A 20,373-nucleotide genomic window follows, 5' to 3' on the forward strand; every position below is an offset into this window, starting at 1 on the left:
ACCGGTTCAACGTTTGCGGAATAGGCTGCCATAGCCACCCGATCGGCCATCGGGAAACGCCCCTTCGGCCAGATAGCGTTCGTGGCAACGGGCAAGCGCGCCTTCATCCAGCGTTACGCCAAGGCCGGGGCCATCCGGCACACGCGTCACGCCACCTTCAAGCGCATGCGGGCCGCCTTCGATGACGTCATCGGCGTACCAGTGAAACAGCGTCTGGCTGGCCCCGCGCACATGTTCCATTGCGGCCGACAGGTGCAGGTAGGCGGCACTTGCGATCCCCGTCTCGCCGCTGTGAAAGCGGAAGCCCACGCCGAACGCCTCGCAGGCGCGGATAAAATCGGCGGTGCGGCGGATGCCGCCGTGTTCGTTTACGTTGGTCACGATACAATCGGGGCAGCGCAGAGCAACAGCCTTTGGCAAGTCGATCATATGGGCAGAAAACGGGATGTCTGAATGGCGGCGAAGATCCGCCATTTCCTCATAGGTTTCAACCGGTTCTTCAAACCAGCTGATGTCGAACGGCGCAAGGCGGCGCAAGGCGTCACGCGCTGTTGGCACCGTCCAGCCGCCGTTGGCATCCAGTTGCAGGGTGCGGTCGCCGATGGCTGCGCGCACCTCGCGCACCATCTGCACCTCTTCCTCCAGCGCCACGGCCCCGACCTTGCCTTCAAAGATCGTCGCGCCGTGGCGTTCGATCATCGCAGCACAATAGCGCGCCACCTCGACGGGTGAGCCTTCGCCGGGGTGGTTGGCCCCGGGCCAGCGATAGCTGAAATACTCGGTCAGCGGAATTTCCAGCCGGACCGCGCCACCCAAAAGCCGGTAAAGCGGCACGCCTTCGGTCTTGCCCCGCGCGTCCCACATGGCCATCTCGATCCCCGCGAACACTCTGCGGGCCGAAAGCACATTGCCCCAAGGGGTATAGCGCATGGCGGGAACCAGCTTTGCCTCGGCCAGATGGATGTCGCGCAGGTCCATGCCCACCAGCCGCGCACCCGCCGCGATCACATCAGCCGCGCGGTCACCATCGGCACATTCGCCAAGGCCCGTCACCCCGTCTTCGGTTTCCAGCCGGATCACCGTCTTGGTCAGCGACGCAATCGCGCCATAGCTGAACCGGTAAGGCGCGTGAAACGGGATGTTGACCGGCACCGCCGTGACTGACCTGATTTTCATGGCAACCCCTTGCAACGCCAGACCCCAGTGGCAACTTTAGCCACCCGAGGCGGCCTTGCGCCATGGCTTGCGACAACAAAGGGCCGCTTTCGGCCCGGTCCAGCCCAGTTTACAGCCAATTACGGGCGATTTCCGCTTGCAACGCCGGGTGGGGCGGGGTAATGCCCCGCCACTTCACAGGTGTGGCTGGGGCTTTTGCGGGGAGAAATCCCGTGGGGTCCACCGGTTGCCCCCATCCGGGGGTGAAGACGGCCGCACCGAGGATCAAACCGGAAAAGGATAAGGCATGGCTCTTCCCGAGTTCTCCATGCGTCAGCTCTTGGAAGCTGGCGTTCACTACGGCCACCAGACCGCTCGCTGGAACCCCAAGATGGGCGAGTTCATCTATGGTGACCGCAACGGCATTCACATCATCGACCTGACCCAGACCGTCCCGATGCTGGACGCGGCGCTGAAAGTCGTGCGCGACACGGTTGCCAAGGGCGGCCGCATCCTGTTCGTCGGCACCAAGCGTCAGGCGCAAAAGCCCGTCGCCGAAGCGGCCGAGCGTTGCGCGCAGTTCTACATGAACCACCGCTGGCTGGGCGGCACGCTGACCAACTGGAAAACCGTTTCCCAGTCGATCCAGCGCCTGAAGCAGCTGGACGAAGTTCTCGGCGCAGGCGGCGAAGGCCTGACCAAGAAGGAACGCCTTGGCATGGAACGTGACCAGTCCAAGCTGCAGGCCTCGCTTGGCGGGATCCGCGAGATGGGCGGCACCCCGGACCTGATCTTCATCGTGGACGTGGGCAAGGAAGACCTTGCCGTTCTGGAAGCGCAAAAGCTGGGCATCCCGGTCGTGGCCGTGGTTGACACCAACTGCTCGCCCAAGGGCGTGAACTATGTGATCCCGGGCAACGACGACGCCGCCCGCGCGATCCAGCTCTACTGCGACCTGATCGCCCGTGCCGCACTTGACGGCATGTCGGCCCAGATGGGTGCGGCTGGTGTCGATCTTGGCGCGCTTGAAGCTGCGCCGGAAGAAGCCGTCGTCGCTGAAGCCGAAGTCGAAGCCGAAGCCTGATCGGCTTTGCGCGTCACAAGCTTGTCACCCGGCGGGTCTACCCCGCCGGGATCCGAATTTCAGGAGTGGAAAACATGACGATCACCGCACAGATGGTGAAGGAACTGCGCGAAGCCACCGGCGCAGGCATGATGGACGTCAAGAAGGCGCTGACCGAGGCCAATGGCGACATGGAAGCCGCGGTTGACTGGCTGCGCACCAAGGGTCTGGCGAAAGCCGCCAAGAAAGCTGACCGTGTGGCCGCCGAAGGCCTGATCGGGGTTGCCGTCAAGGACGGTCGCGGCGTTGCGGTCGAGATCAACTCGGAAACCGACTTCGTTGCCAAGAACGCCGATTTTCAGGCGCTGGTCCGCGATGTCGCCAATGTGGCGCTGACCACCGGCGATGAAGTCGAGGTGGTCAAGGCCGCCGCGCTGAACGGCAAGACCGTGGAAGACGTGATTCAGGAATCGATCGCCCGGATCGGTGAAAACATGACTTTCCGCCGCCTGCACGTTCTGGAGGGTGACACCGTGGTGTCCTACGTCCACAACGCTGCAACCGAAGGCATGGGCAAGATCGGCGTCCTCGTTGCGCTGAAAGGCCCCGCCGACAAGGCGCAGGCCATCGGCAAGCAGTTCGCGATGCACATTGCCGCAACGGCGCCCTTGTCGCTGTCGGAAGCCACGCTTGACCCGGTCGTGCTGGAGCGTGAACTGGCCGTGCAGACCGCCAAGGCGCTGGAAGAAAACGCAGCCGCCGACAAGCCGAAGCCCGATGCCGTGATTCACAACAACATCATCCCGGGCCGGATGAAGCGTTTCCTTGCGGAAAACACGCTGATGGGTCAGGCCTTCGTGATCAACCCCGACCTGACCGTGGAAGCCGCGGCCAAGGAAGCCGGCGTGGAAATCACCGGCTACGCGCGCGTTGCCGTGGGCGAAGGGATCGAGAAGAAGTCGGAAGACTTCGCCGCCGAAGTTGCGAAGGCGCTTCAAGGCTGAACTGTCGGCAATTCATGCAGGGGGCCGGTGCAGCAATGCTCCGGCCCTTTTCTGTTGGGCTTCCAGGCAGAAAACGGCGCGGCTCGGGGGAAAGCCGCGCCGATCTGTCCTGTCGCCAGCCTTGGGGATAAGCACGCGCATTGCAAGGACCGGGAACGCTGGGCCGCAATGGCCCCGAACCACCACACATGGCAGATGACTGCCGCACCAAGTTCCGTTTCGTGGCGGATTCCCCGCCGTCAAGCGAGTAGGGTAATCCATACCTCGCCCTAGAGTGTGGCAAGTTCCGGCTCTGACGCGCGCTGAAAGATCATGTTGAGAAGCGCACCCTTCGCTACCGCCTGCGCCGTGGTTTCAACCGCAAGCGCCTCGCGCGCCAGACGCAGATGCTTTTCGACCATCGCCGCCGATACCCCCATGAGCAAGGCCACATCCTGCGTGGTCTTGCCATCGGCCACCCATTCCAGCGCCTCGCGCTGACGCGGGCTCAGCGCACGGTGTCGGCTCAGTTGCGGCAGATGGACAATGGCCAGATGCATCATGTTGGCAACGGCAAGGATCTCTGCCTGCTTCCTTGCAAAAAGTGCATCAACCTCGACATTTGTCATGCCGGGATCGGCAATAAGCCCAAGCGCCCCTTTCGAGCGCGACGACACCTCGGGGAAGCTGACCGAAATGCCAGCGCTTACCCCCATGCCTGCATTCTGGCGCACGGCCTCGGCTTCCTCGGCAGTCAGACGGCCCGCCTCGAACGCCTCCTTGACCCAGGTCCAGGTACAGATGCCCGAAGACCGTTCAGCCCAACGAAAGACCAGCGTCTTGGCGTAAAAGCCGCCCAGAAAATAGCGCTTCACATAGTCGCCGTCACAGGTGGTCAGAAACAGCGCATCATCCGGGTCGCCAATGGTCTTGAGATGCCGGAACCGGGTGAAACCATAGTTCGCCCGTTGAAAACCAAGGCCTCCAAAATACCCAGTGGCCAATTTCCACGCCTCATCAATGCTGGAGGCAGCAGCAATACGGTTAAGAAGTGGCAGGATCGTCAATTCGGTCATTATCTACATCCTTCAAGCTGGATGTGACCCCAGAGGTTGCAGCACGTTGCCGCAAGGTCACCCTTGCCGTGCAGCGAGTGATAGGACCGGCAATCCTGTCTGTCGAGACTGCTTTGCCCGGCCAAGAGGCAAATCGCTCAGGATCTCGTCAGTCGTCGCAAAACAGCCGGGGAGAGCCAATCACAGACGCACCGAAAGATGAGAGACAAGGCCGGGCAGGGCGCGGAAATCATTGAAAACCAGTTTCGCGCCAAGCACTTCGACCGGGGCCTTGCGGTAGCCCTCGGTGAAGAGCGCCAAAGCTATCCCCGCCGCTTGCGCCGTTTCGGCGTCAACCTCACTGTCACCCACGAAAAGCGCCGGGCCATTCCCAAGTGCCGCAATGGCGGCCTGAAGAGGTGCCGGATCGGGTTTGCGCTGTGCCAGACTGTCGCCACCGATCAGGATGCGCATGTGACGGTCCAACCCGAAATGCCGCAGGGCGGCGCGGGCAGGGGCCTCGGGCTTGTTGGTGCAAATACCCATCGGATGCCCTTGTGCGGCAAGGGCTTCCAGAGCCTCCAGAACACCAGGATAAAGAACTGTAAGATCAAAGGCTTCTTCGTACAACTTCACAAAGCTTGCCACCAGTTCGGCCTGCAATGGACCAGCACCATCCAGCCCCTGTGATTGCAGGAGACGGCTTACCAGAACGCCGACGCCATTACCGATGAATCCCCGGACAACCTCAAAAGGAAAGGGTTGTAACCCCTTGCCCAAAAACACTTTATTTGCCGTCGCATGGATATCTGGCGCCGAATCGATCAATGTGCCGTCCAGATCGAAAATGATGGCTGGAAGCTCAGCCAATGGCGGCCTCGGCCGCAGCGCGGATGGCCCGGATATTCACCCCATATCCCCCAGGATCCGCTACCGATCCGCCCTTGAACACCGCCGATCCGGCCACCAGCGCATCGGCACCGGCCTTGGCAACCAGCGGTGCCGTTTCAACCGTAACGCCGCCGTCCACTTCAATATGCACGGGGCAATCCCCGATCAGGCTGCGCAGCCGCGCGATCTTTGCCAACTGGCCAGACAGGAAACTCTGCCCGCCAAAGCCCGGGTTGACAGTCATGACGCAGACCATGTCAACCATGTCCAGAAGGTCCGCAACTGCCTCGACCGGAGTACCGGGGTTCAAGGCAACACCTGCCTTTTTTCCAAGCCCACGAATGGCTTGCAGCGTGCGGTGAATGTGCGGGCCAGCCTCGACATGCGCGGTGATGATATCGGCACCAGCGCTGGCAAAGGCCTCAAGGTAGGGGTCGACCGGGGCGATCATCAGATGCACATCCATCACGCCTTTGATATGGGGACGCAAGGCGGCGCACATCGCCGGGCCGAACGTCAGGTTCGGCACGAAGTGGCCGTCCATCACATCGACATGCACCCAGTCGGCGCCCTGGGCTTCAATCGCGCGGCATTCCGCGCCAAAATTCGCGAAATCGGCGGCAAGGATTGAGGGGGCAATCTTGATGGAACGATTGAAGGGCAATACGGCATCCTTTCGCTGTAAAAGCCTCATATCCCGGCAATTGCAGCCTTTCCAGCCCCGTTTGTATGACATAATACTGATTATCCGAAAATCGTATCCATGCAAAGCCCACTCCCCGGCTGCCGACCCGCAATGAAAAAGGCCCGGCACAACGACCGGGCCTTCCTGCATTCTTTTCGACCGAGATCAGCCGACCAGTTCAAGGCCCGAGAAGAAGAACGAGATCTCCCGCGCGGCGGCAGCTTCCGAATCCGAACCGTGGACCGAGTTTTCGCCCTTGGACAGCGCAAATTCCTTGCGGATCGTGCCGTCTGCGGCGGCAGCCGGATCGGTTGCACCCATCACTTCACGGTTCTTCAGGATAGCGCCTTCGCCTTCCAGGACCTGCACCACCACCGGCTCGGAGGCCATGTAGGCCACCAACTCGCCGTAAAAGCCACGCTCCTTGTGCTCGGCATAGAACTCACCGGCTTGCGCGGGCGTCAGGTGGATGCGCTTGGAGGCGACGACGCGCAGGCCAGCCTCTTCGAACTTGGCAACGATCTTGCCGGTCAGGTTGCGCTTGGTGGCATCGGGTTTGATGATCGACAGGGTGCGTTCAGTGGCCATGGGGCTCTCCGTAGGTTGTGGCACTTGCATGCCGGAATGGGACGCGGCGCAGCTATCATGCCCTGCCCCTGATGAAAAGACGTCGCGGCATTGACGCCGCGCGCGGTATCAGGCAGGCAGCGGCCATGCTGAAAATAGAAGACATCACCTATTCCGTCGAAGGCCGCCCTTTGTTCGAAGGGGCCTCGGCCACCATTCCCACCGGCCACAAGGTTGGTATCGTGGGGCGCAATGGCGCGGGCAAGACCACGCTTTTCCGCCTGATCCGCGGCGAGCTGGCGCTGGAGGGTGGCACGATCACCCTGCCCCAGCGCGCCAAGATCGGCGGCGTGGCGCAAGAAGTGCCGTCGTCTGAAACCTCGCTGATTGACACGGTGCTGGCCGCCGATACCGAACGCGCCGGTCTTCTGGCCGAGGCAGAAACCGCCACCGACCCGCACCGCATTGCCGATATCCAGTCACGCCTTGCCGATATTGATGCATGGTCAGCGGAAGGCCGCGCCTCCAACATCCTGAAAGGATTGGGTTTTGACGCGGCCCAGCAGCTGATGCCCTGTTCGGCCTTTTCGGGTGGCTGGCGGATGCGCGTGGCGCTGGCCGGGGTGCTGTTTGCTCAGCCTGACTATTTGCTTCTGGACGAGCCGACCAACTACCTTGACCTTGAAGGCGCGCTCTGGCTTGAGGCCTATCTTCAGAAATACCCCCATACCGTCCTGATCATCAGCCATGACCGCGGCCTTCTGAACCGTGCCGTGCAGGGCATTCTGCATCTGGACGCAAAAAAGCTGACCTACTGGACCGGCCCCTATGACCAGTTCGCGCGCCAGATGGCCGAACGCCGCGCCGTCCTGACGGCCGAGGCGAAGAAGGTCGACGCCCGCCGCGCCCATCTGCAAAGCTTCGTTGACCGGTTCAAGGCCAAGGCATCAAAGGCCGTTCAGGCACAGTCCCGCGTCAAGATGCTGGAAAAGCTGACCCCGATCACCGCCCCGGAAGAGGCCAAGAAGGTCGTCTTCACCTTCCCCGAACCTGAAGAACTGTCACCCCCGATCATCAACCTTGATGGCGCGGCCGTGGGCTATGGCGGCCCGCCGATCCTGCGCAAGCTGAACCTGCGGATCGACCAGGACGACCGGATCGCCCTTCTTGGCCGCAATGGCGAAGGCAAATCCACGCTTTCCAAACTGTTGGCAGGCAAACTTCAAGCCTGCGAAGGCAAGCTGGCCCGGTCTTCCAAGCTGCGCATCGGCTATTTCGCCCAGCATCAGGTCGATGAGCTGCACATCGACGAAACCCCGCTTCAGCATATTCAGCGCCTTCGCCCCACCGAAATGCAGGCCCGCCTCAGGGCGCGGTTGGCGGGCTTTGGCCTGATGGCCGATCAGGCCGATACCGTGGTGGGTCGTTTGTCCGGTGGCCAGAAGGCGCGGCTGTCGCTGCTGCTGGCCACCATCGACGCACCGCACCTTCTGATCCTTGACGAACCGACCAACCACCTTGACATCGAATCCCGCGAAGCCTTGGTCGAGGCGCTGACCGCGTATTCCGGCGCGGTGATCCTTGTGTCCCACGACATGCACCTGCTCAGCCTTGTGGCGGACCGCCTCTGGTTGGTCAAAGGCGGCGCAGTTATCCCCTATACCGAAGATCTGGAGGCTTACCGCCGCCAGCTTTTGGCCGGGGAAGAAGATGTGAAGGCCGCGCCGAAACCCGTTGAAAAGCCAAGGAAAGCCAGCCGAGACGAAGTTCAGTCCCTGAAGTCAGAGGTGCGCAAATGCGAGGACCGGCTGGCGAAACTGAATGACATGCGCGACAAGCTGGCCACCAAACTCGCCGACCCCGCGCTTTACGAAGACGCGCGCAAGGGTGAACTGGTCACCTGGAACGCCAAATACGCCGAGGTGATGGGCGCGCTGGACCGGGCCGAGGCGATGTGGCTGGCCGCACAGGAAAAGCTCGAATCCGTGAATGCTTAGCGGCCAAACCCGCTTTCTGTCAGACCCTGCCCCTTGATCGCAAAAGCCGGGCGCGCTTGCACGCCTCTCCTGACTGACCGGCATTTTCTGTCTCCAGATATCTCGGGGGGTTCCGGGGGGCTGGCCTTCCGGTCCCGCAGGTTTCAGCTTTCCAAACCAAGGCTCACCGCGCTACCCTGCCCCCAAGCCCGAGGACCAGATGCCGGAAATTGCCTTCCTGATCACCGCCTTCGCTACATTGTTCGTGGTGATCGACCCGCCGGGCCTTGTGCCGCTGTTCATTGCGCTGACCAGGGGCATGACGCCAGACCAGCGCCGGGCAATGGCGCGGCGGGCATGTATCATTGCGGCGGTCCTCTTGCTGCTCTTCGGCCTTGCAGGCGAAGCAATCCTTGGGTTCATCGGCATTTCCATGCCCGCCTTCCGCATCGCGGGCGGGATCCTGTTGTTTCTGACCGCGCTCGACATGCTCTTTGAACGCCGCACCCAGCGGCGTGAAGGCCAGCAAGCCGACCCCGACCATGACCCGTCGGTCTTTCCCCTTGCCATCCCCCTCATCGCCGGGCCGGGCGCGATTGCAACGATGATCCTTCTGGTCGGCCAGGCCGGCCCCGGTTGGCCCGGAACGCTGGCCGTCCTTGGCCTGATGCTGGCCATGATGGTGGTGACCTACGGCTTCCTTCTCGCCTCACCACCTTTGGAACGGATGCTGGGCCGGACCGGAACGATCGTCATCACCCGGCTTCTGGGCATGCTTCTGGCGGCGCTGTCGGTGCAGTTCGTGATTGACGGCATAAGAGGCACGGGATTGATCGGCTGATCTTTCGCTGGCGGGGTCCAGCCCCCATATCGGTGAAAACACCGGAGATGTTCATGGACGCGGACTCCTTCGCACGCATTGCCTATCTTGGCATCATCCTTGTCGCCCTCGGCGGCTGGGTGATGGTCGAGTTTCGCCAGCGCATGGGTCAGGCGCTGCGGATGGGGATGGCGTGGGGCCTGATCTTCATCGGCGTGATGGCGGGCTATGGGCTCTGGTCCGACATCCGGCAGGATGTGATGCCGCAGCAGATGGTCAGCGAGGCCGGAACGGTCGAGGTGCCGCGCGCGCAGGACGGGCATTACTACCTGACGCTGATGATCAACGGCACACCGATCAGGTTCATGGTCGATACCGGGGCGACCGGGATGGTGCTGGGCGATGACGATGCCGCCCGGCTTGGGATCGACCCGGCCAGCCTGATGTTTCTGGGCGAAGCGCGCACCGCGAACGGAGTGGTCAGAACCGCGCGGGTGACGCTGCCAGTGGTAGAGCTTGGCCCGTTTCAGAACCGCGATTTCAGGGCCTTCGTGACCGAGGGTGACATGCCGGGTTCCCTGCTAGGGATGGATTATCTCGGCCAGTTCCGCATGGAATTTGCCGGCGGGCGGCTGATCTTGCGCCAGTAGGTCGCCTTCGGCGGAACCGGGAAACCGAAGAAGCTCAGCCCGCGACGCTTTCGGCTTTCTTCTCCCAGCGACCGCTGTCTTCCGACCAGTATTGCGCGGCATGACCGGCCCCAGTCATCGCCTTCCACTGGGCGCGGGCGGCCTGCAATCGGCCTTCGTCCAGCCCGTCGAACAAGACCCAGACCCGCTCCATCGCAGCAATCTCGGCATCCTCGGCCGCTGCCCCGTCAACCAGCGCCAGCACCTTGGCACCATTCGTCCCGGCCCCCTGCCCGATCAGAACCGGCTGATCGACATCCTGCGGCCCACCTTCGCGGCCATGCGGAATGAAGCCTGCGTCGCCGCCTTTCAGCCACAACTCTTCATCCAGCCGGTCAAGGGCGGCGGCGGCAGTGCCACGGATCAGCACCCGCCAGCCCTGATCCAGCGCGCGCGGCAGGTTCACCGCCAAGGTGTCGACCGGGGCCGACCGGGTGAGATGGTAGAACATCACGACGCCCATGACCGCCCCCCGGTTTCCCGGTCAGCCCTTTTCGAACCGGTCGCGAATCAACCGGTCCAGCGCCATCACGCCCCAACCCGTCGCGCCCTTTGGCGCAAGCGTGGAATCGGATTTCAAGAGCGCGGTCCCGGCGATATCAAGGTGGCACCAAGGCATGTCCGGCTTGACGAAGCGGGCAAGAAATTGTGCCGCCGTCACCGCGCCTGCGTCACGGCCGCAGGAATTGACCATATCGGCCACCCGGGATTTGAGCTTGGCGTCATACGCCTCGCCCATCGGCATCCGCCATGCGCCCTCGCCTTCCGCCGCCGCTGCCTTCAGGAAGGCGTTGCACAGGTCATCGTTGTTGGAAAAGACGCCGGTGTTTTCATGGCCCAAGGCCACGATGATTGCGCCGGTCAGGGTGGCAAGGTTGATCATGCCGGTCGGCATGAACCGTTCCTGCGCATACCAGAGCACATCGGCCAGAACGAGCCGGCCTTCGGCGTCGGTGTTGATCACCTCGATCGTGTCGCCCTTCATAGAGCGGACCACGTCGCCGGGGCGCTGCGCACGACCGTCGGGCATGTTTTCCACCAGGCCGACCAGCCCCACGACATTGGCCTTGGCCTTGCGCAGTGCAAGGCTGCGCATGACCCCGGCCACGACGCCCGCGCCGCCCATGTCCATCGTCATGTCTTCCATGCCGCCGGCCGGCTTGATCGATATCCCGCCGGTATCAAAGACCACCCCCTTGCCGACCAGCGCGAAAGGCGCTTCGCCCTTCGCCCCGCCGTGCCAATGCATGACCACGACCTTTGAGGGGCTTTCAGACCCCTGCCCCACACCCAAAAGCGCGCGCATGCCCAGCTTCATCAGCTGGTCTTCCTCCAGAATCTCGACCTCCAGCCCGAGTTCCTGCATCGCGGCAAGGCGGGCAGCGAAATCATGGGTGGTCAGGATGTTGGCCGGTTCATTCACCAGATCGCGGGTAAAGAACACGCCTTCGGCCACGGCGGCCATCGGGGCTGCGGCGCGAGCCACGGCCTCGGCGTCCGCGACCATCATCGTCACCGGGCCGGGGGTGGGCCTTTCGCCGCTTCTGTGGGCGTTGAAATCATAGGCCCGCAGCGCAAGGCCAAAGGCGATGTCGGCCGCGCGGGCATGGGCTTCGGCCAGCACAAGCGTGCCACCAGCCCCATGCGCCCGGCCAATTGCGGCGCCGGCCTTGCGGGCGGTTGCGACGTCGGTGCGCTTTGGCAGATGCAGAAGTTGCAGCGCATCGGCGGCAAGCCCGGCGGGGAAGGCAAGGTCCATCCCCTCACCCGGCTTCAGCTTGCCAAACGCGTCCGACGCCAGCGCCCGGGCCAGCGCGCCCTTGGTCAGCCGGTCCAGCCTTCGCAGGGCCGGGCTGAGAGGGCTGCCAGAATCGGCCAGCACGGCTATCCGGCCGGTGGCAGCGGCCAGCGTTTCAAGATCAACGGTCTGGAACTGGATCGGAAGCGGTTGGGACATGAGCAGCATCTTTATGCAAAAGAGGGGGAACCCCACACTGGGCGGGCCTTCGCCGGAAGGCTACAGTCAGGCTTCGGGAATGGCCAGATATGAGTTTTCGCCGCTGGCGAATTCCGTTAGGGTCGGACAACATCTTGTAGGGGCTGAGGCGCGCGTGTCTAGATTCGACAGATATCTCCTGTCGCAACTGCTTCAGCTGTTTGGCTTTTTTGCGCTGGTGCTTGTGGCAGTCTACTGGGTGAACCGGGCGGTTGGCCTGTTTGACCAGCTGATCGGCGATGGCCAGTCGGCGCTGGTGTTTCTGGAGTTCACCATCCTGACGCTGCCGAACGCGATCCGGCTGGTTCTGCCCGTGGCTGCCTTTGCGGCCAGCGTCTATGTCGTGAACCGCCTGATGCAGGAAAGTGAGCTGGTGGTGATGCAGGCCACCGGATTTTCGGCATTCCGGCTGGCACGGCCGGTGCTGTATTTCGGGCTGGTCGTGATGGTGATGCAACTGGTGTTGACCAATGTTCTGGTGCCTGCAAGTCAGCGGGCCTTGAGCGCGCGCAGCGCCGAAATTTCGGAAAACATCACCGCGCGGTTCCTGAATGCTGGGCAATTCATGCATCCGGCCGCAGGGATCACGCTTTACATCCGGGACATCACCCCGCACGGAGAGTTGGTTGACCTGTTTCTGGCAGATGAGCGCGGCCAGAACGAGCGGGTGACCCACACCGCACGGAAGGCTTTTCTGGTGCGGGGCGCGATTGCACCCAAGTTGGTCATGCTGGATGGGTCGACCCAGACGCTGTCGCGCGCCGACGGGCGGTTGGCCATAACCCGCTTTGCCGATTTCACGCTGGATCTTGCAGGGCTGGTCTCGGTGACCGGTGGCGGCCGGGCGGGGCTGAACGCCTTGTCGACCCCGGACCTCTTGGCCGCTGATGAAACCGTGGGCGCCGAAATTGGCGCAAGCCCGGCGCAAATGCTTGAAGAGGGCCATTCCCGTCTGGCCGCGCCGCTCATGGCGATTGCGGCGCCGCTGATCGGCTTTGCCGCGCTGATGCTGGGCGGATTCTCGCGCTTTGGGCTTTGGCGGCAGATGGGTCTGGCAGTTGGCCTGATCATCGGGGTGCAACTGGTCTGGACCTGGGGTGGCAGCGTTGCGATCCAGACAGCGGGGGCCTGGCCACTGGTGTATCTGGCCCCACTTCTGGGGATTGCGCTGGCAGGCCTGATCCTGTGGCAGGCGCAACGGCCGAAACACCGGCGCACAGAACGTGACAGGCCGGAGGCGGCGGCATGACGCTCAGCCTTTACATTGCGCGGCGGTTTCTTGGCACCGTGGGGCGGGTTTTCCTGATCTTCTTCGCCATCCTGATGCTGGTCGACATGATCGAACAGTTGCGCCGCTTTTCCGGCGCGGGCGTCGGGCTTGGTGATGCGGCCCGGCTGTCGCTGCTGAATGTGCCACAAACGCTGTACCGGATTTTGCCGCTGATCCTGATCATGGGGGCGATTGCGAACTTCCTTGGGCTCGCGCGCTCGTCGGAACTGGTGGTGGTGCGGGCGTCGGGGCGTTCTGGCTTGCGTTTTCTTCTGACCCCTCTTGCAGTAGCGGTCGCGCTTGGGCTGCTGACAATCGCCTTGTTCAACCCGTTGGTGGCTGCCACGTCCAAAGCCTATGACGCGGAACGCTCGGCCCTGTCGCAGGGTGGCGGATCGGTGCTTTCGGTGGCCGACACCGGTCTGTGGCTGCGCCAGGGGGCAGAGGACGGCCAGACGGTCATTCAGGCCGCCAGATCAAATCTGGACGGGACCGAGCTTTTTGGCGTCACCTTCCTTGGCTTTGATGACAAGGGACTGCCCATCTCGCGGATCGAGGCGCAGTCGGCGCGGCTGGTTGCCGGGGCTTGGGAGCTTACCTCCACGAAAAGCTGGGATCTGCGCCAGCCAAACCCGGAGCTTGCAGCAATTGCCGATGCGGGCAAGATCACTCTGCCCTCGGACCTGACGGCAGAACGGATCCGCGACAGTTTCGGCACCCCGTCCGCCATCGCCTTCTGGGATCTGCCGGGCTATGTGGCCGATCTGGAACGCGCCGGGTTTTCGGCGCGCGCCTACCAGCTCTGGTTTCAGATGGAACTGGCTCAGCCCCTCTTGATGGCGGCGATGGTGCTGGTGGCGGCGGGGTTCACAATGCGGCATGTGCGGTCCGGCGGAACCGGGCGGATGGTGGTTTATGCAATGCTGTCAGGGTTTGGCATCTACTTTCTGCGCAATTTCGCTCAGGCTCTGGGGGATACGGGACAGATCCCGATCCTTGTGGCTGCCTGGTCGCCCCCCCTCGCCGCCTCCTTGATGGCCCTTGGGCTCTTGCTTCACCTGGAGGACGGCTGATGTTGCGTCTTCTGGCCCTGATTGGCTTTTGCCTCGCACTGGCCTTTCCAGCCCTTGCGCAGGATCAGGCCACGCTGATTTCCGACCGGCTGGAAATTACCGGCGACACGCGCCTCATCGCCCAAGGCAATGTCGAGGTGTTCTACAAGGGCCGACGTTTGAAGGCCTCGCGCATTGTCTATGATCAGGCCACCGACCGGCTGGAAATCACCGGACCGATCGTGCTGACCGAAGAAAGCGGCAACGTGCTGATCCTTGCGTCACAGGCCGAACTTGCCGCTGACCTGAGCGAAGGCATCCTGACCAGCGCGCGGTTGGTGCTGAACCGGCAGTTGCAGCTTGCCGCAAACCGGATCACCCGGGTTGCCGGTCGGCGGACCACGCTGGAAACCGTAGCCGCTTCGTCCTGCAAGGTCTGCGCCGACAACCCGACCCCGCTATGGGAAATCCGCGCACGCCGCGTGGTGCATGACGAGGTGGAGCGCCAGATCTACTTTGACAATGCCCAGTTCCGCCTTGGCGGAGTGCCGGTGTTCTACGTTCCGCGCCTGCGGATGCCCGACCCCACCCTGGACCGCGCGACCGGGTTTCTGATGCCATCCGTGCGGACAACCTCGGACCTTGGGACCGGATTGAAACTGCCCTACTTCATCACCTTGGGGAAGTCGGCCGACCTGACCGTGACCCCCTACCTGACCCTGCGCAACAGCCAGACGGTGGAACTGCGGTATCGTCAGGCGTTTGCCACCGGAGCAGTCGAGTTGAACGGCGCGCTCACCCGCGACGACCTGATCCCGGGCAAGACGCGTGGCTATCTTTTCGTCGATGCGGCCTTCACCCTGCCGCTTAACTTCGGCCTGACGTTCAAGGGGCAGACAGTCACCGACCCGGCCTATCTTCTTGACTACGGCATCGGCAACGTCGACCGGCTGGACAGCCGGATCGAAGCCAGCCGGACGCGCCGCAATGAGCATATCTCGGCCCGGATCATCAGCTTTCAGACCCTCCGCGACAGCGAAGACAACACGACCATCCCGTCGCTGATCGCCAATCTGACCTTTCACCGCCGCTTTTCGCTGGGTCCGCTTGGCGGTGAAGGCGGGCTGAGGCTGCAAACCCATAACCATTACCGGACCTCGGACAATCCGCTTGATGCCGACCTGGACGGGATTGCCGATGGCCGTGATCTTGGGCGGATTTCGGCGCGGATCGACTGGCGGCGCAGCTTCCTTTTGCCGGCAGGAATCGAAGCCACATTTCTGGGCGAAGCGACGGCAGATGCCTATTCGATCTCGCAGGATGCGGTCTATCAGGGCAACACCACCCGCACCCATGGCAGCGCTGGCGTTGAACTGCGCTGGCCATGGCTGAAGGCAGGCGCCGGCGGCGCCACCCATGTAATCGAACCGGTGGTGCAGCTGATTTGGTCGTCCTCCGACACCGAAAGCCTGCCGAACGAGGATTCGGTTCTGGTCGAATTTGACGAGGGCAGCCTTTATGCACTTGACCGTTTTCCGGGATCTGATGCCGTGGAACGTGGTCCCCGCGCCAATCTTGGCATCAGCTGGACCCGACATGACCCGCAAGGCTGGTCGGTCGGTGTGACGTTGGGCCGGGTATTCCGCGAGGCGGACCTTGGCCAGTTCGGCCCGGGCTCCGGCCTTGATGGAAGCCGGTCCGACTGGTTGGCGGCGGTGAACTTCGATCTGGCAAGCGGGATCGCCCTGACCGCCCGAGCGGTGCTGGACGATGATCTGAACCTGACCAAGGGCGAAGCACGGCTGGCACTGAACGGCCCGAAGACAGCGCTTGCAACCAGCATGATCTATGCCGTGGCAGACCCGCTGGAGAACCGGCCGGACCCGACGCAGGAACTGACTTTCGATGCACGTCGGCGGCTGGACGGCAACTGGACGGGAAAACTGTCCGGCCGCTATGATTTTGTTGCCGACCGTGGCACCGTTGCAGGGCTGGGTGTGGAGTTCCTGAACGAATGCCTGCGGTTTGATGTTTCCCTCTCGCGTCGGTTCACGTCCTCGACTAGTGTGACCCCCACGACGGATTTCTCTTTGTCGCTCGATCTGGTCGGGTTTGGCAGTGGTGTGACCGGTGGGCCGGCACGGACATGCCGAAATTGATGGGTCGGGCGGTGGAAGCGGCGGGCAAAGACCCGCGGGAAGCAGGAAAGAGCGGCTGAGGCGATGGCATTTTCCTTTCTGAGACGGCAGGCACTGGTTTGTGGCGTGGCTTTGGCCACCTTGGTGCCAATCGGGCCGGGCATGGCGCAAGATCTGTTCGCGCCCCGGATCTATGTGAACAATCGGGTGATCACCGAATACGAGGTGGCGCAACGGGCCATGTTCCTTCAGGTTCTGCGCGCCCCCGGCAACCCGGAAGACGAGGCGCTGAAGGCGCTGATCGAAGACCGGCTGCGCCAGACCGAGGCGAAACGTCTGGGGTTGAGCCTGACCGATCAGGAAGTGCTGCAAGGCATGGAAGAGTTCGCCGCGCGTGCCAATCTGAATGCCGAAGGCCTGATTGATGAGTTCCAGAAGGTCGGCATCTCGGCCGAAACATTCCGCGATTTCGTGTCAGCTGGTCTTTTGTGGCGCAAGGCCATTCGGGCGCGCTTTGTCGGTCGCGTCCCGGTGAACGAAAACGATATCGACCGGGCGCTGGAAGCATCGGCCCGGCCCCGCGCTTTGCGGGTTCTGGTGTCGGAACTCGTGATCCCCGCCCCTGAAGGTGGCGAGCAAGAGGCGTTGGCGCTGGCCGATCGGCTGTCGCAAACCATCAGCGGCGAAGGTGCCTTCGCCTCCGCCGTACGGCAATACTCGGCGGCTCCTACGGCGGGGAACGGCGGGCGTCTGGACTGGGTGCCTTTGGCCAACCTGCCAGCGGCCATCGGTGCGGCGGTGCTGGCGCTTGGCCCCGGCGAGGTGTCGGATCCGGTCGTGGTGCCGGGTGCTGTCGTGCTGCTCCAGTTGCGCGACGTTGCCGAAGACCAAAGCGCAGAACCGATTTCCGTCACCGTCGAATGGGCCGAGCTTCTGGTTCCCGATGATGCGGCTGAAATCGCCCGGCTGCGGGCCTCGGTTGACCGCTGCCTCGATCTTTATGGTCAGGCAGAGGGTTTGCCCGAAGACCGGCTGACAGTGACAAAGCAATCCGCAGCCGAAGTGCCGGGGGATGTCGGGCTGGAACTTGCCCGGCTGGACCCGGGAGAAACCTCTGTCGCGCTGACGCGCAGCGGCTTCCGGCGCTTTTTGATGCTTTGCGGTCGGGAACAGACGCAGGAAGAACCGATCAGCCGCGATGCAGTGCGTGAACAGGTGATCAACCAGAAACTTGAAGGCATGGCCGAAGGCTATCTGGAAGAACTGCGATCGGCTGCCATCATCCGCACGCCGTGACGGCACCGGTTGTCCTGACTTGCGGCGATCCATCCGGCATCGGGCCGGAGGTTGCAGCAAAGGCCTGGGAAGCGGGTGAGCGTTTCGTCTGGCTGGGCGACCCGCGGCATCTGCCGCAGGGTGTGCGTTGGCAGGCCGTCTCATCTTGCGCCGAAGCGCTTGGTGCAACCGACCTGCCGGTGCTTTGCCACGACTTCTCTGCAACCGCCCTGCCCGGTCAGCCTGACCCGGCCAATGCCGCGGGTGTCATTGCGGTGATCGAACGGGCGGTTGCGCTGGTCATGGCGGGCGAGGCGTCGGCAATCTGCACCGCGCCGATCCACAAGAAAGCGCTGAAGGATGGCGCGGGCTTTGCCTTTCCCGGTCATACCGAGTTTCTTGCCCATCTGGCCGGGGTAGACCGGGTGGTGATGATGCTGGCCTGCCCGGAACTGCGGGTGGTGCCGGTGACGATCCATATCCCGATCACCGATGTGCCTGGCGCGCTGACCGAGTCTTTACTGGAAGACACCATCCGCATCACCCATGCTGCGCTGATCCGGGATTTCGGCCTTGACGTGCCAAGGCTGGCCGTGGCGGGCCTGAACCCGCATGCGGGCGAAGGCGGCGCGATGGGCTGGGAGGACGAGCGGATGATCCGACCCCTCGTCGCACGTCTGGCCGCGGAGGGGATGGCGATCCGGGGGCCGATGTCGGCGGACACCATGTTTCATGCTGCCGCTCGGGCGGGCTATGATGCCGCGATCTGCATGTATCACGATCAGGCCCTGATCCCGATCAAGACCATCGACTTTGCCGGGGGGGTCAACGTGACGCTGGGCCTGCCCTTCGTGCGCACCTCGCCCGATCATGGCACGGCCTATGACATTGCGGGGCGCGGGATCGCGGATGCGACGAGCCTGATTGCGGCGCTGCGGATGGCGCGTGACATGGCGGCGCGGCGGTAGCTGTGGGAGCGGGGGCCAGCCCCCGCACCCCCGGAGTATTTGAGAAAAGAGCAAGGGGCGGAATTGGGAACGATAGACGGGCTGCCGCCTCTGCGAGAGGTGATCCGGGCGCATGATCTGGTGGCCAAGCGGCAGCTTGGGCAGAATTTCCTGCTAGACCTGAACCTGACCGCCAAGATTGCACGTTCGGCGGGCGACCTTTCGGGCTGCGATGTGCTGGAGGTTGGCCCCGGTCCAGGGGGGTTGACCCGCGGCCTTCTGGCCGAGGGCGCGCGGCGGGTGCTGGCGGTGGAAAAGGACGCACGCTGTCTGCCGGCGCTGGAGGAAATTGCCGCCAGCGCGCCGGGGCGGCTGAAGGTGATGATCGGCGATGCGCTGGAGGTGGACGTTCTGTCCTATTTGACCCCCCCGATCAAAGTGGTGGCGAACCTGCCCTACAATGTCGGGACGGAACTGTTGATCCGCTGGCTGTCGGTCCCCTGGCCACCCTACTGGACCAGCCTGACTCTGATGTTTCAAAAGGAAGTGGCCGAGCGGATCGTTGCCAAGCCCCGGACGGATCACTTTGGACGGTTGGCGCTTCTGGCGCAGTGGCGCTGCAATGTGGCGATCGTGATGACCCTGCCGCCCGAGGCCTTTACGCCCGCACCCAAGGTCCATTCGGCAGTGGTGCAGTTGACCGCCCTGCCCTGCCCACGATTCCCTTGCGATTTCGGTGTATTGCAGCGCGTAACTGCCATGGCCTTCAACCAGCGGCGCAAGATGTTGCGATCAAGCCTGAAGGGCATGGGACCGGGGATCGAGGCGATGCTGGAAAGCGTGGGCATCCCCCCGACCGCGCGGGCCGAGGAGATTGGTCTGGAACATTTTTGCGCTCTGGCCCGGGCGGTTCAGGCCGCCTGACGGTGGCTGAGAACCCGGGCCATGGTTTCGCCCATGGCCGAGGGGTTCGGGGCAACTGTGATGCCCGCGGCCTCGAGGATCTCGACCTTTTCCTGCGCAGATTCGCCGAATGCTGAAATGATCGCCCCGGCGTGGCCCATCTTGCGGCCCTTCGGGGCGCTCAGGCCAGCGATATAGGCGACCACGGGTTTGGTCATGTGATCGCGGGCGAAGGCGGCGGCTTCGGCCTCTTGCGGGCCACCGATCTCGCCGATCATCATCACGGCGTCGGTGTCGGGGTCCGCTTCAAAAAGGGCCAGGATGTCCTTGAAACTGCTGCCGTTAATCGGATCACCGCCAATTCCGACTGATGTCGAGACCCCAATGCCAAGCGTCATCATCTGACTGGCCGCCTCATAGCCCAGAGTGCCAGAGCGACCGACGATGCCTATCCGTCCGGGCATGTAGATATGGGGCGGCATGATGCCCATGAAACCCTTTCCGGGACTGATGATCCCGGCGCAATTCGGGCCGATCAGGCGCATCTTGCGCTCCTCGGGGTAGCGCTTCAGGAAGCGTTTGACCTTCATCATGTCCTGCGACGGGATGCCGTCGGTGACGCAGACGGCGGTCTTGATCCCGGCGTCGGCGGCTTCCATGATCGCGTCGGCGGCAAAGGGGGGGGGCACGAAGACAAGCGAGGCCTCGGCGCCTGTCGCCTCTACCGCCTCGCGGACGGTGTTGAACAGCGGACGGTCGAGGTGGGACTCTCCCCCCCGGCCCGGGGTAACGCCGCCAACGACATTCGTGCCGTGCCGGATCATGTCGGCGGCATGGAAGGCCCCGATGCGGCCGGACATGCCTTGCACGATGACGCGCGTGGATTCGGTGATGAGAATGGCCATTGG

At 63.2% G+C, this 20,373-nt stretch carries 19 protein-coding genes; 11 read left to right on the top strand and 8 right to left on the bottom strand.

The window, feature by feature from the left end; genetic code table 11:
* Positions 1-6 precede the first annotated feature (6 nt).
* Positions 7-1,176 (bottom strand): mandelate racemase/muconate lactonizing enzyme family protein, encoded by a 1,170-nt coding sequence (locus QUV21_RS03755; RefSeq protein ID WP_300853208.1) that lies wholly within the window; start codon positions 1,174-1,176, stop codon positions 7-9.
* Between the two features lie 286 nt (positions 1,177-1,462).
* Here QUV21_RS03755 and rpsB point away from each other — a divergent pair, with 286 nt between their 5' ends.
* Positions 1,463-2,239: a 30S ribosomal protein S2 gene (gene rpsB / locus QUV21_RS03760; protein WP_300853209.1), complete on the top strand. Its 777-nt coding sequence runs from the start codon at positions 1,463-1,465 to the stop codon at positions 2,237-2,239.
* A gap of 74 nt (positions 2,240-2,313) precedes the next feature.
* Complete coding sequence (gene tsf, locus QUV21_RS03765; protein ID WP_300853210.1) at positions 2,314-3,222, top strand: translation elongation factor Ts; 909 nt, start codon at positions 2,314-2,316, stop codon at positions 3,220-3,222.
* 269 nt (positions 3,223-3,491) lie between these two features.
* On the opposite strand, the gene QUV21_RS03770 is transcribed toward tsf, so the two are convergent.
* From QUV21_RS03770 to ndk, 4 genes are all read right to left on the bottom strand, one after another.
* Complete coding sequence (locus QUV21_RS03770) at positions 3,492-4,277, bottom strand: LuxR family transcriptional regulator (protein ID WP_300853212.1); 786 nt, start codon at positions 4,275-4,277, stop codon at positions 3,492-3,494.
* 180 nt (positions 4,278-4,457) lie between these two features.
* Complete coding sequence (gene gph, locus QUV21_RS03775) at positions 4,458-5,126, bottom strand: phosphoglycolate phosphatase (RefSeq protein WP_300853213.1); 669 nt, start codon at positions 5,124-5,126, stop codon at positions 4,458-4,460.
* A complete protein-coding gene (gene rpe, locus QUV21_RS03780; RefSeq protein WP_300853214.1) occupies positions 5,119-5,811 on the bottom strand; it encodes a ribulose-phosphate 3-epimerase in 693 nt (230 codons plus the stop codon). The genes gph and rpe overlap by 8 nt, the downstream gene beginning before the upstream one ends.
* Positions 5,812-5,997: 186 nt before the next feature.
* Positions 5,998-6,420, bottom strand: a complete 423-nt coding sequence (gene ndk / locus QUV21_RS03785) for a nucleoside-diphosphate kinase (protein ID WP_300853215.1) — start codon at positions 6,418-6,420, stop codon at positions 5,998-6,000.
* Between the two features lie 125 nt (positions 6,421-6,545).
* Between ndk and QUV21_RS03790 the strand changes: the two genes are divergently transcribed.
* From QUV21_RS03790 to QUV21_RS03800, 3 genes are all read left to right on the top strand, one after another.
* Complete coding sequence (locus QUV21_RS03790) at positions 6,546-8,396, top strand: ABC-F family ATP-binding cassette domain-containing protein (RefSeq protein WP_300853217.1); 1,851 nt, start codon at positions 6,546-6,548, stop codon at positions 8,394-8,396.
* Between the two features lie 199 nt (positions 8,397-8,595).
* On the top strand, positions 8,596-9,216 hold the full coding sequence (locus QUV21_RS03795; RefSeq protein WP_300853218.1) for a MarC family protein: 621 nt from the start codon (positions 8,596-8,598) through the stop codon (positions 9,214-9,216).
* Between the two features lie 53 nt (positions 9,217-9,269).
* On the top strand, positions 9,270-9,845 hold the full coding sequence (locus QUV21_RS03800) for a TIGR02281 family clan AA aspartic protease (RefSeq protein ID WP_300853219.1): 576 nt from the start codon (positions 9,270-9,272) through the stop codon (positions 9,843-9,845).
* Positions 9,846-9,879: 34 nt separating this feature from the next.
* Here the strand turns inward: QUV21_RS03800 and QUV21_RS03805 are convergent, their stop codons facing one another.
* Complete coding sequence (locus QUV21_RS03805; RefSeq protein WP_300853221.1) at positions 9,880-10,347, bottom strand: DNA polymerase III subunit chi; 468 nt, start codon at positions 10,345-10,347, stop codon at positions 9,880-9,882.
* Positions 10,348-10,368: 21 nt separating this feature from the next.
* Positions 10,369-11,841 (bottom strand): leucyl aminopeptidase, encoded by a 1,473-nt coding sequence (locus QUV21_RS03810; RefSeq protein ID WP_300853222.1) that lies wholly within the window; start codon positions 11,839-11,841, stop codon positions 10,369-10,371.
* Positions 11,842-11,995: 154 nt separating this feature from the next.
* On the opposite strand from QUV21_RS03810, the gene lptF reads away from it, so the two are divergent.
* The 6 genes from lptF (at position 11,996) to rsmA (ending at position 19,486) form a co-directional block, all read left to right on the top strand.
* Positions 11,996-13,129, top strand: a complete 1,134-nt coding sequence (gene lptF / locus QUV21_RS03815; RefSeq protein WP_300853224.1) for an LPS export ABC transporter permease LptF — start codon at positions 11,996-11,998, stop codon at positions 13,127-13,129.
* Complete coding sequence (lptG, locus tag QUV21_RS03820) at positions 13,126-14,223, top strand: LPS export ABC transporter permease LptG (protein ID WP_300853225.1); 1,098 nt, start codon at positions 13,126-13,128, stop codon at positions 14,221-14,223. The genes lptF and lptG overlap by 4 nt, the downstream gene beginning before the upstream one ends.
* Positions 14,223-16,361 carry an LPS assembly protein LptD gene (lptD, locus tag QUV21_RS03825; RefSeq protein WP_300853227.1) on the top strand — a complete coding sequence of 713 codons (2,139 nt, stop codon included), beginning with the start codon at positions 14,223-14,225 and terminating at the stop codon, positions 16,359-16,361. Before lptG ends, lptD begins: the two co-directional genes overlap by 1 nt.
* A gap of 63 nt (positions 16,362-16,424) precedes the next feature.
* A complete protein-coding gene (locus QUV21_RS03830; protein WP_300853228.1) occupies positions 16,425-17,636 on the top strand; it encodes a peptidylprolyl isomerase in 1,212 nt (403 codons plus the stop codon).
* Positions 17,633-18,583, top strand: coding sequence for a 4-hydroxythreonine-4-phosphate dehydrogenase PdxA (gene pdxA, locus QUV21_RS03835; RefSeq protein ID WP_300853230.1), 951 nt, complete (start codon positions 17,633-17,635; stop codon positions 18,581-18,583). The genes QUV21_RS03830 and pdxA overlap by 4 nt, the downstream gene beginning before the upstream one ends.
* 63 nt (positions 18,584-18,646) lie before the next feature.
* Positions 18,647-19,486: a 16S rRNA (adenine(1518)-N(6)/adenine(1519)-N(6))-dimethyltransferase RsmA gene (rsmA, locus tag QUV21_RS03840; RefSeq protein WP_300853231.1), complete on the top strand. Its 840-nt coding sequence runs from the start codon at positions 18,647-18,649 to the stop codon at positions 19,484-19,486.
* Here the strand turns inward: rsmA and sucD are convergent.
* A complete protein-coding gene (sucD, locus tag QUV21_RS03845; RefSeq protein WP_300853232.1) occupies positions 19,474-20,370 on the bottom strand; it encodes a succinate--CoA ligase subunit alpha in 897 nt (298 codons plus the stop codon). The genes rsmA and sucD overlap by 13 nt on opposite strands.
* Positions 20,371-20,373: the final 3 nt, after the last annotated feature.

This window comes from Tabrizicola sp. (assembly GCF_030373185.1).
Lineage (GTDB): Bacteria > Pseudomonadota > Alphaproteobacteria > Rhodobacterales > Rhodobacteraceae > Tabrizicola.

Bases quoted from the DNA above. Each gene is read 5' to 3' on its own strand.
- QUV21_RS03755 (WP_300853208.1), bottom strand. From the start codon at position 1,176: ATGAAAATCAGGTCAGTCACGGCGGTGCCGGTCAACATCCCGTTTCAC.
- rpsB (WP_300853209.1), top strand. From the start codon at position 1,463: ATGGCTCTTCCCGAGTTCTCCATGCGTCAGCTCTTGGAAGCTGGCGTT.
- tsf (WP_300853210.1), top strand. From the start codon at position 2,314: ATGACGATCACCGCACAGATGGTGAAGGAACTGCGCGAAGCCACCGGC.
- QUV21_RS03770 (WP_300853212.1), bottom strand. From the start codon at position 4,277: ATGACCGAATTGACGATCCTGCCACTTCTTAACCGTATTGCTGCTGCC.
- ndk (WP_300853215.1), bottom strand. From the start codon at position 6,420: ATGGCCACTGAACGCACCCTGTCGATCATCAAACCCGATGCCACCAAG.
- QUV21_RS03790 (WP_300853217.1), top strand. From the start codon at position 6,546: ATGCTGAAAATAGAAGACATCACCTATTCCGTCGAAGGCCGCCCTTTG.
- QUV21_RS03795 (WP_300853218.1), top strand. From the start codon at position 8,596: ATGCCGGAAATTGCCTTCCTGATCACCGCCTTCGCTACATTGTTCGTG.
- QUV21_RS03800 (WP_300853219.1), top strand. From the start codon at position 9,270: ATGGACGCGGACTCCTTCGCACGCATTGCCTATCTTGGCATCATCCTT.
- QUV21_RS03805 (WP_300853221.1), bottom strand. From the start codon at position 10,347: ATGGGCGTCGTGATGTTCTACCATCTCACCCGGTCGGCCCCGGTCGAC.
- QUV21_RS03810 (WP_300853222.1), bottom strand. From the start codon at position 11,841: ATGTCCCAACCGCTTCCGATCCAGTTCCAGACCGTTGATCTTGAAACG.
- lptG (WP_300853225.1), top strand. From the start codon at position 13,126: ATGACGCTCAGCCTTTACATTGCGCGGCGGTTTCTTGGCACCGTGGGG.
- lptD (WP_300853227.1), top strand. From the start codon at position 14,223: ATGTTGCGTCTTCTGGCCCTGATTGGCTTTTGCCTCGCACTGGCCTTT.
- QUV21_RS03830 (WP_300853228.1), top strand. From the start codon at position 16,425: ATGGCATTTTCCTTTCTGAGACGGCAGGCACTGGTTTGTGGCGTGGCT.
- sucD (WP_300853232.1), bottom strand. From the start codon at position 20,370: ATGGCCATTCTCATCACCGAATCCACGCGCGTCATCGTGCAAGGCATG.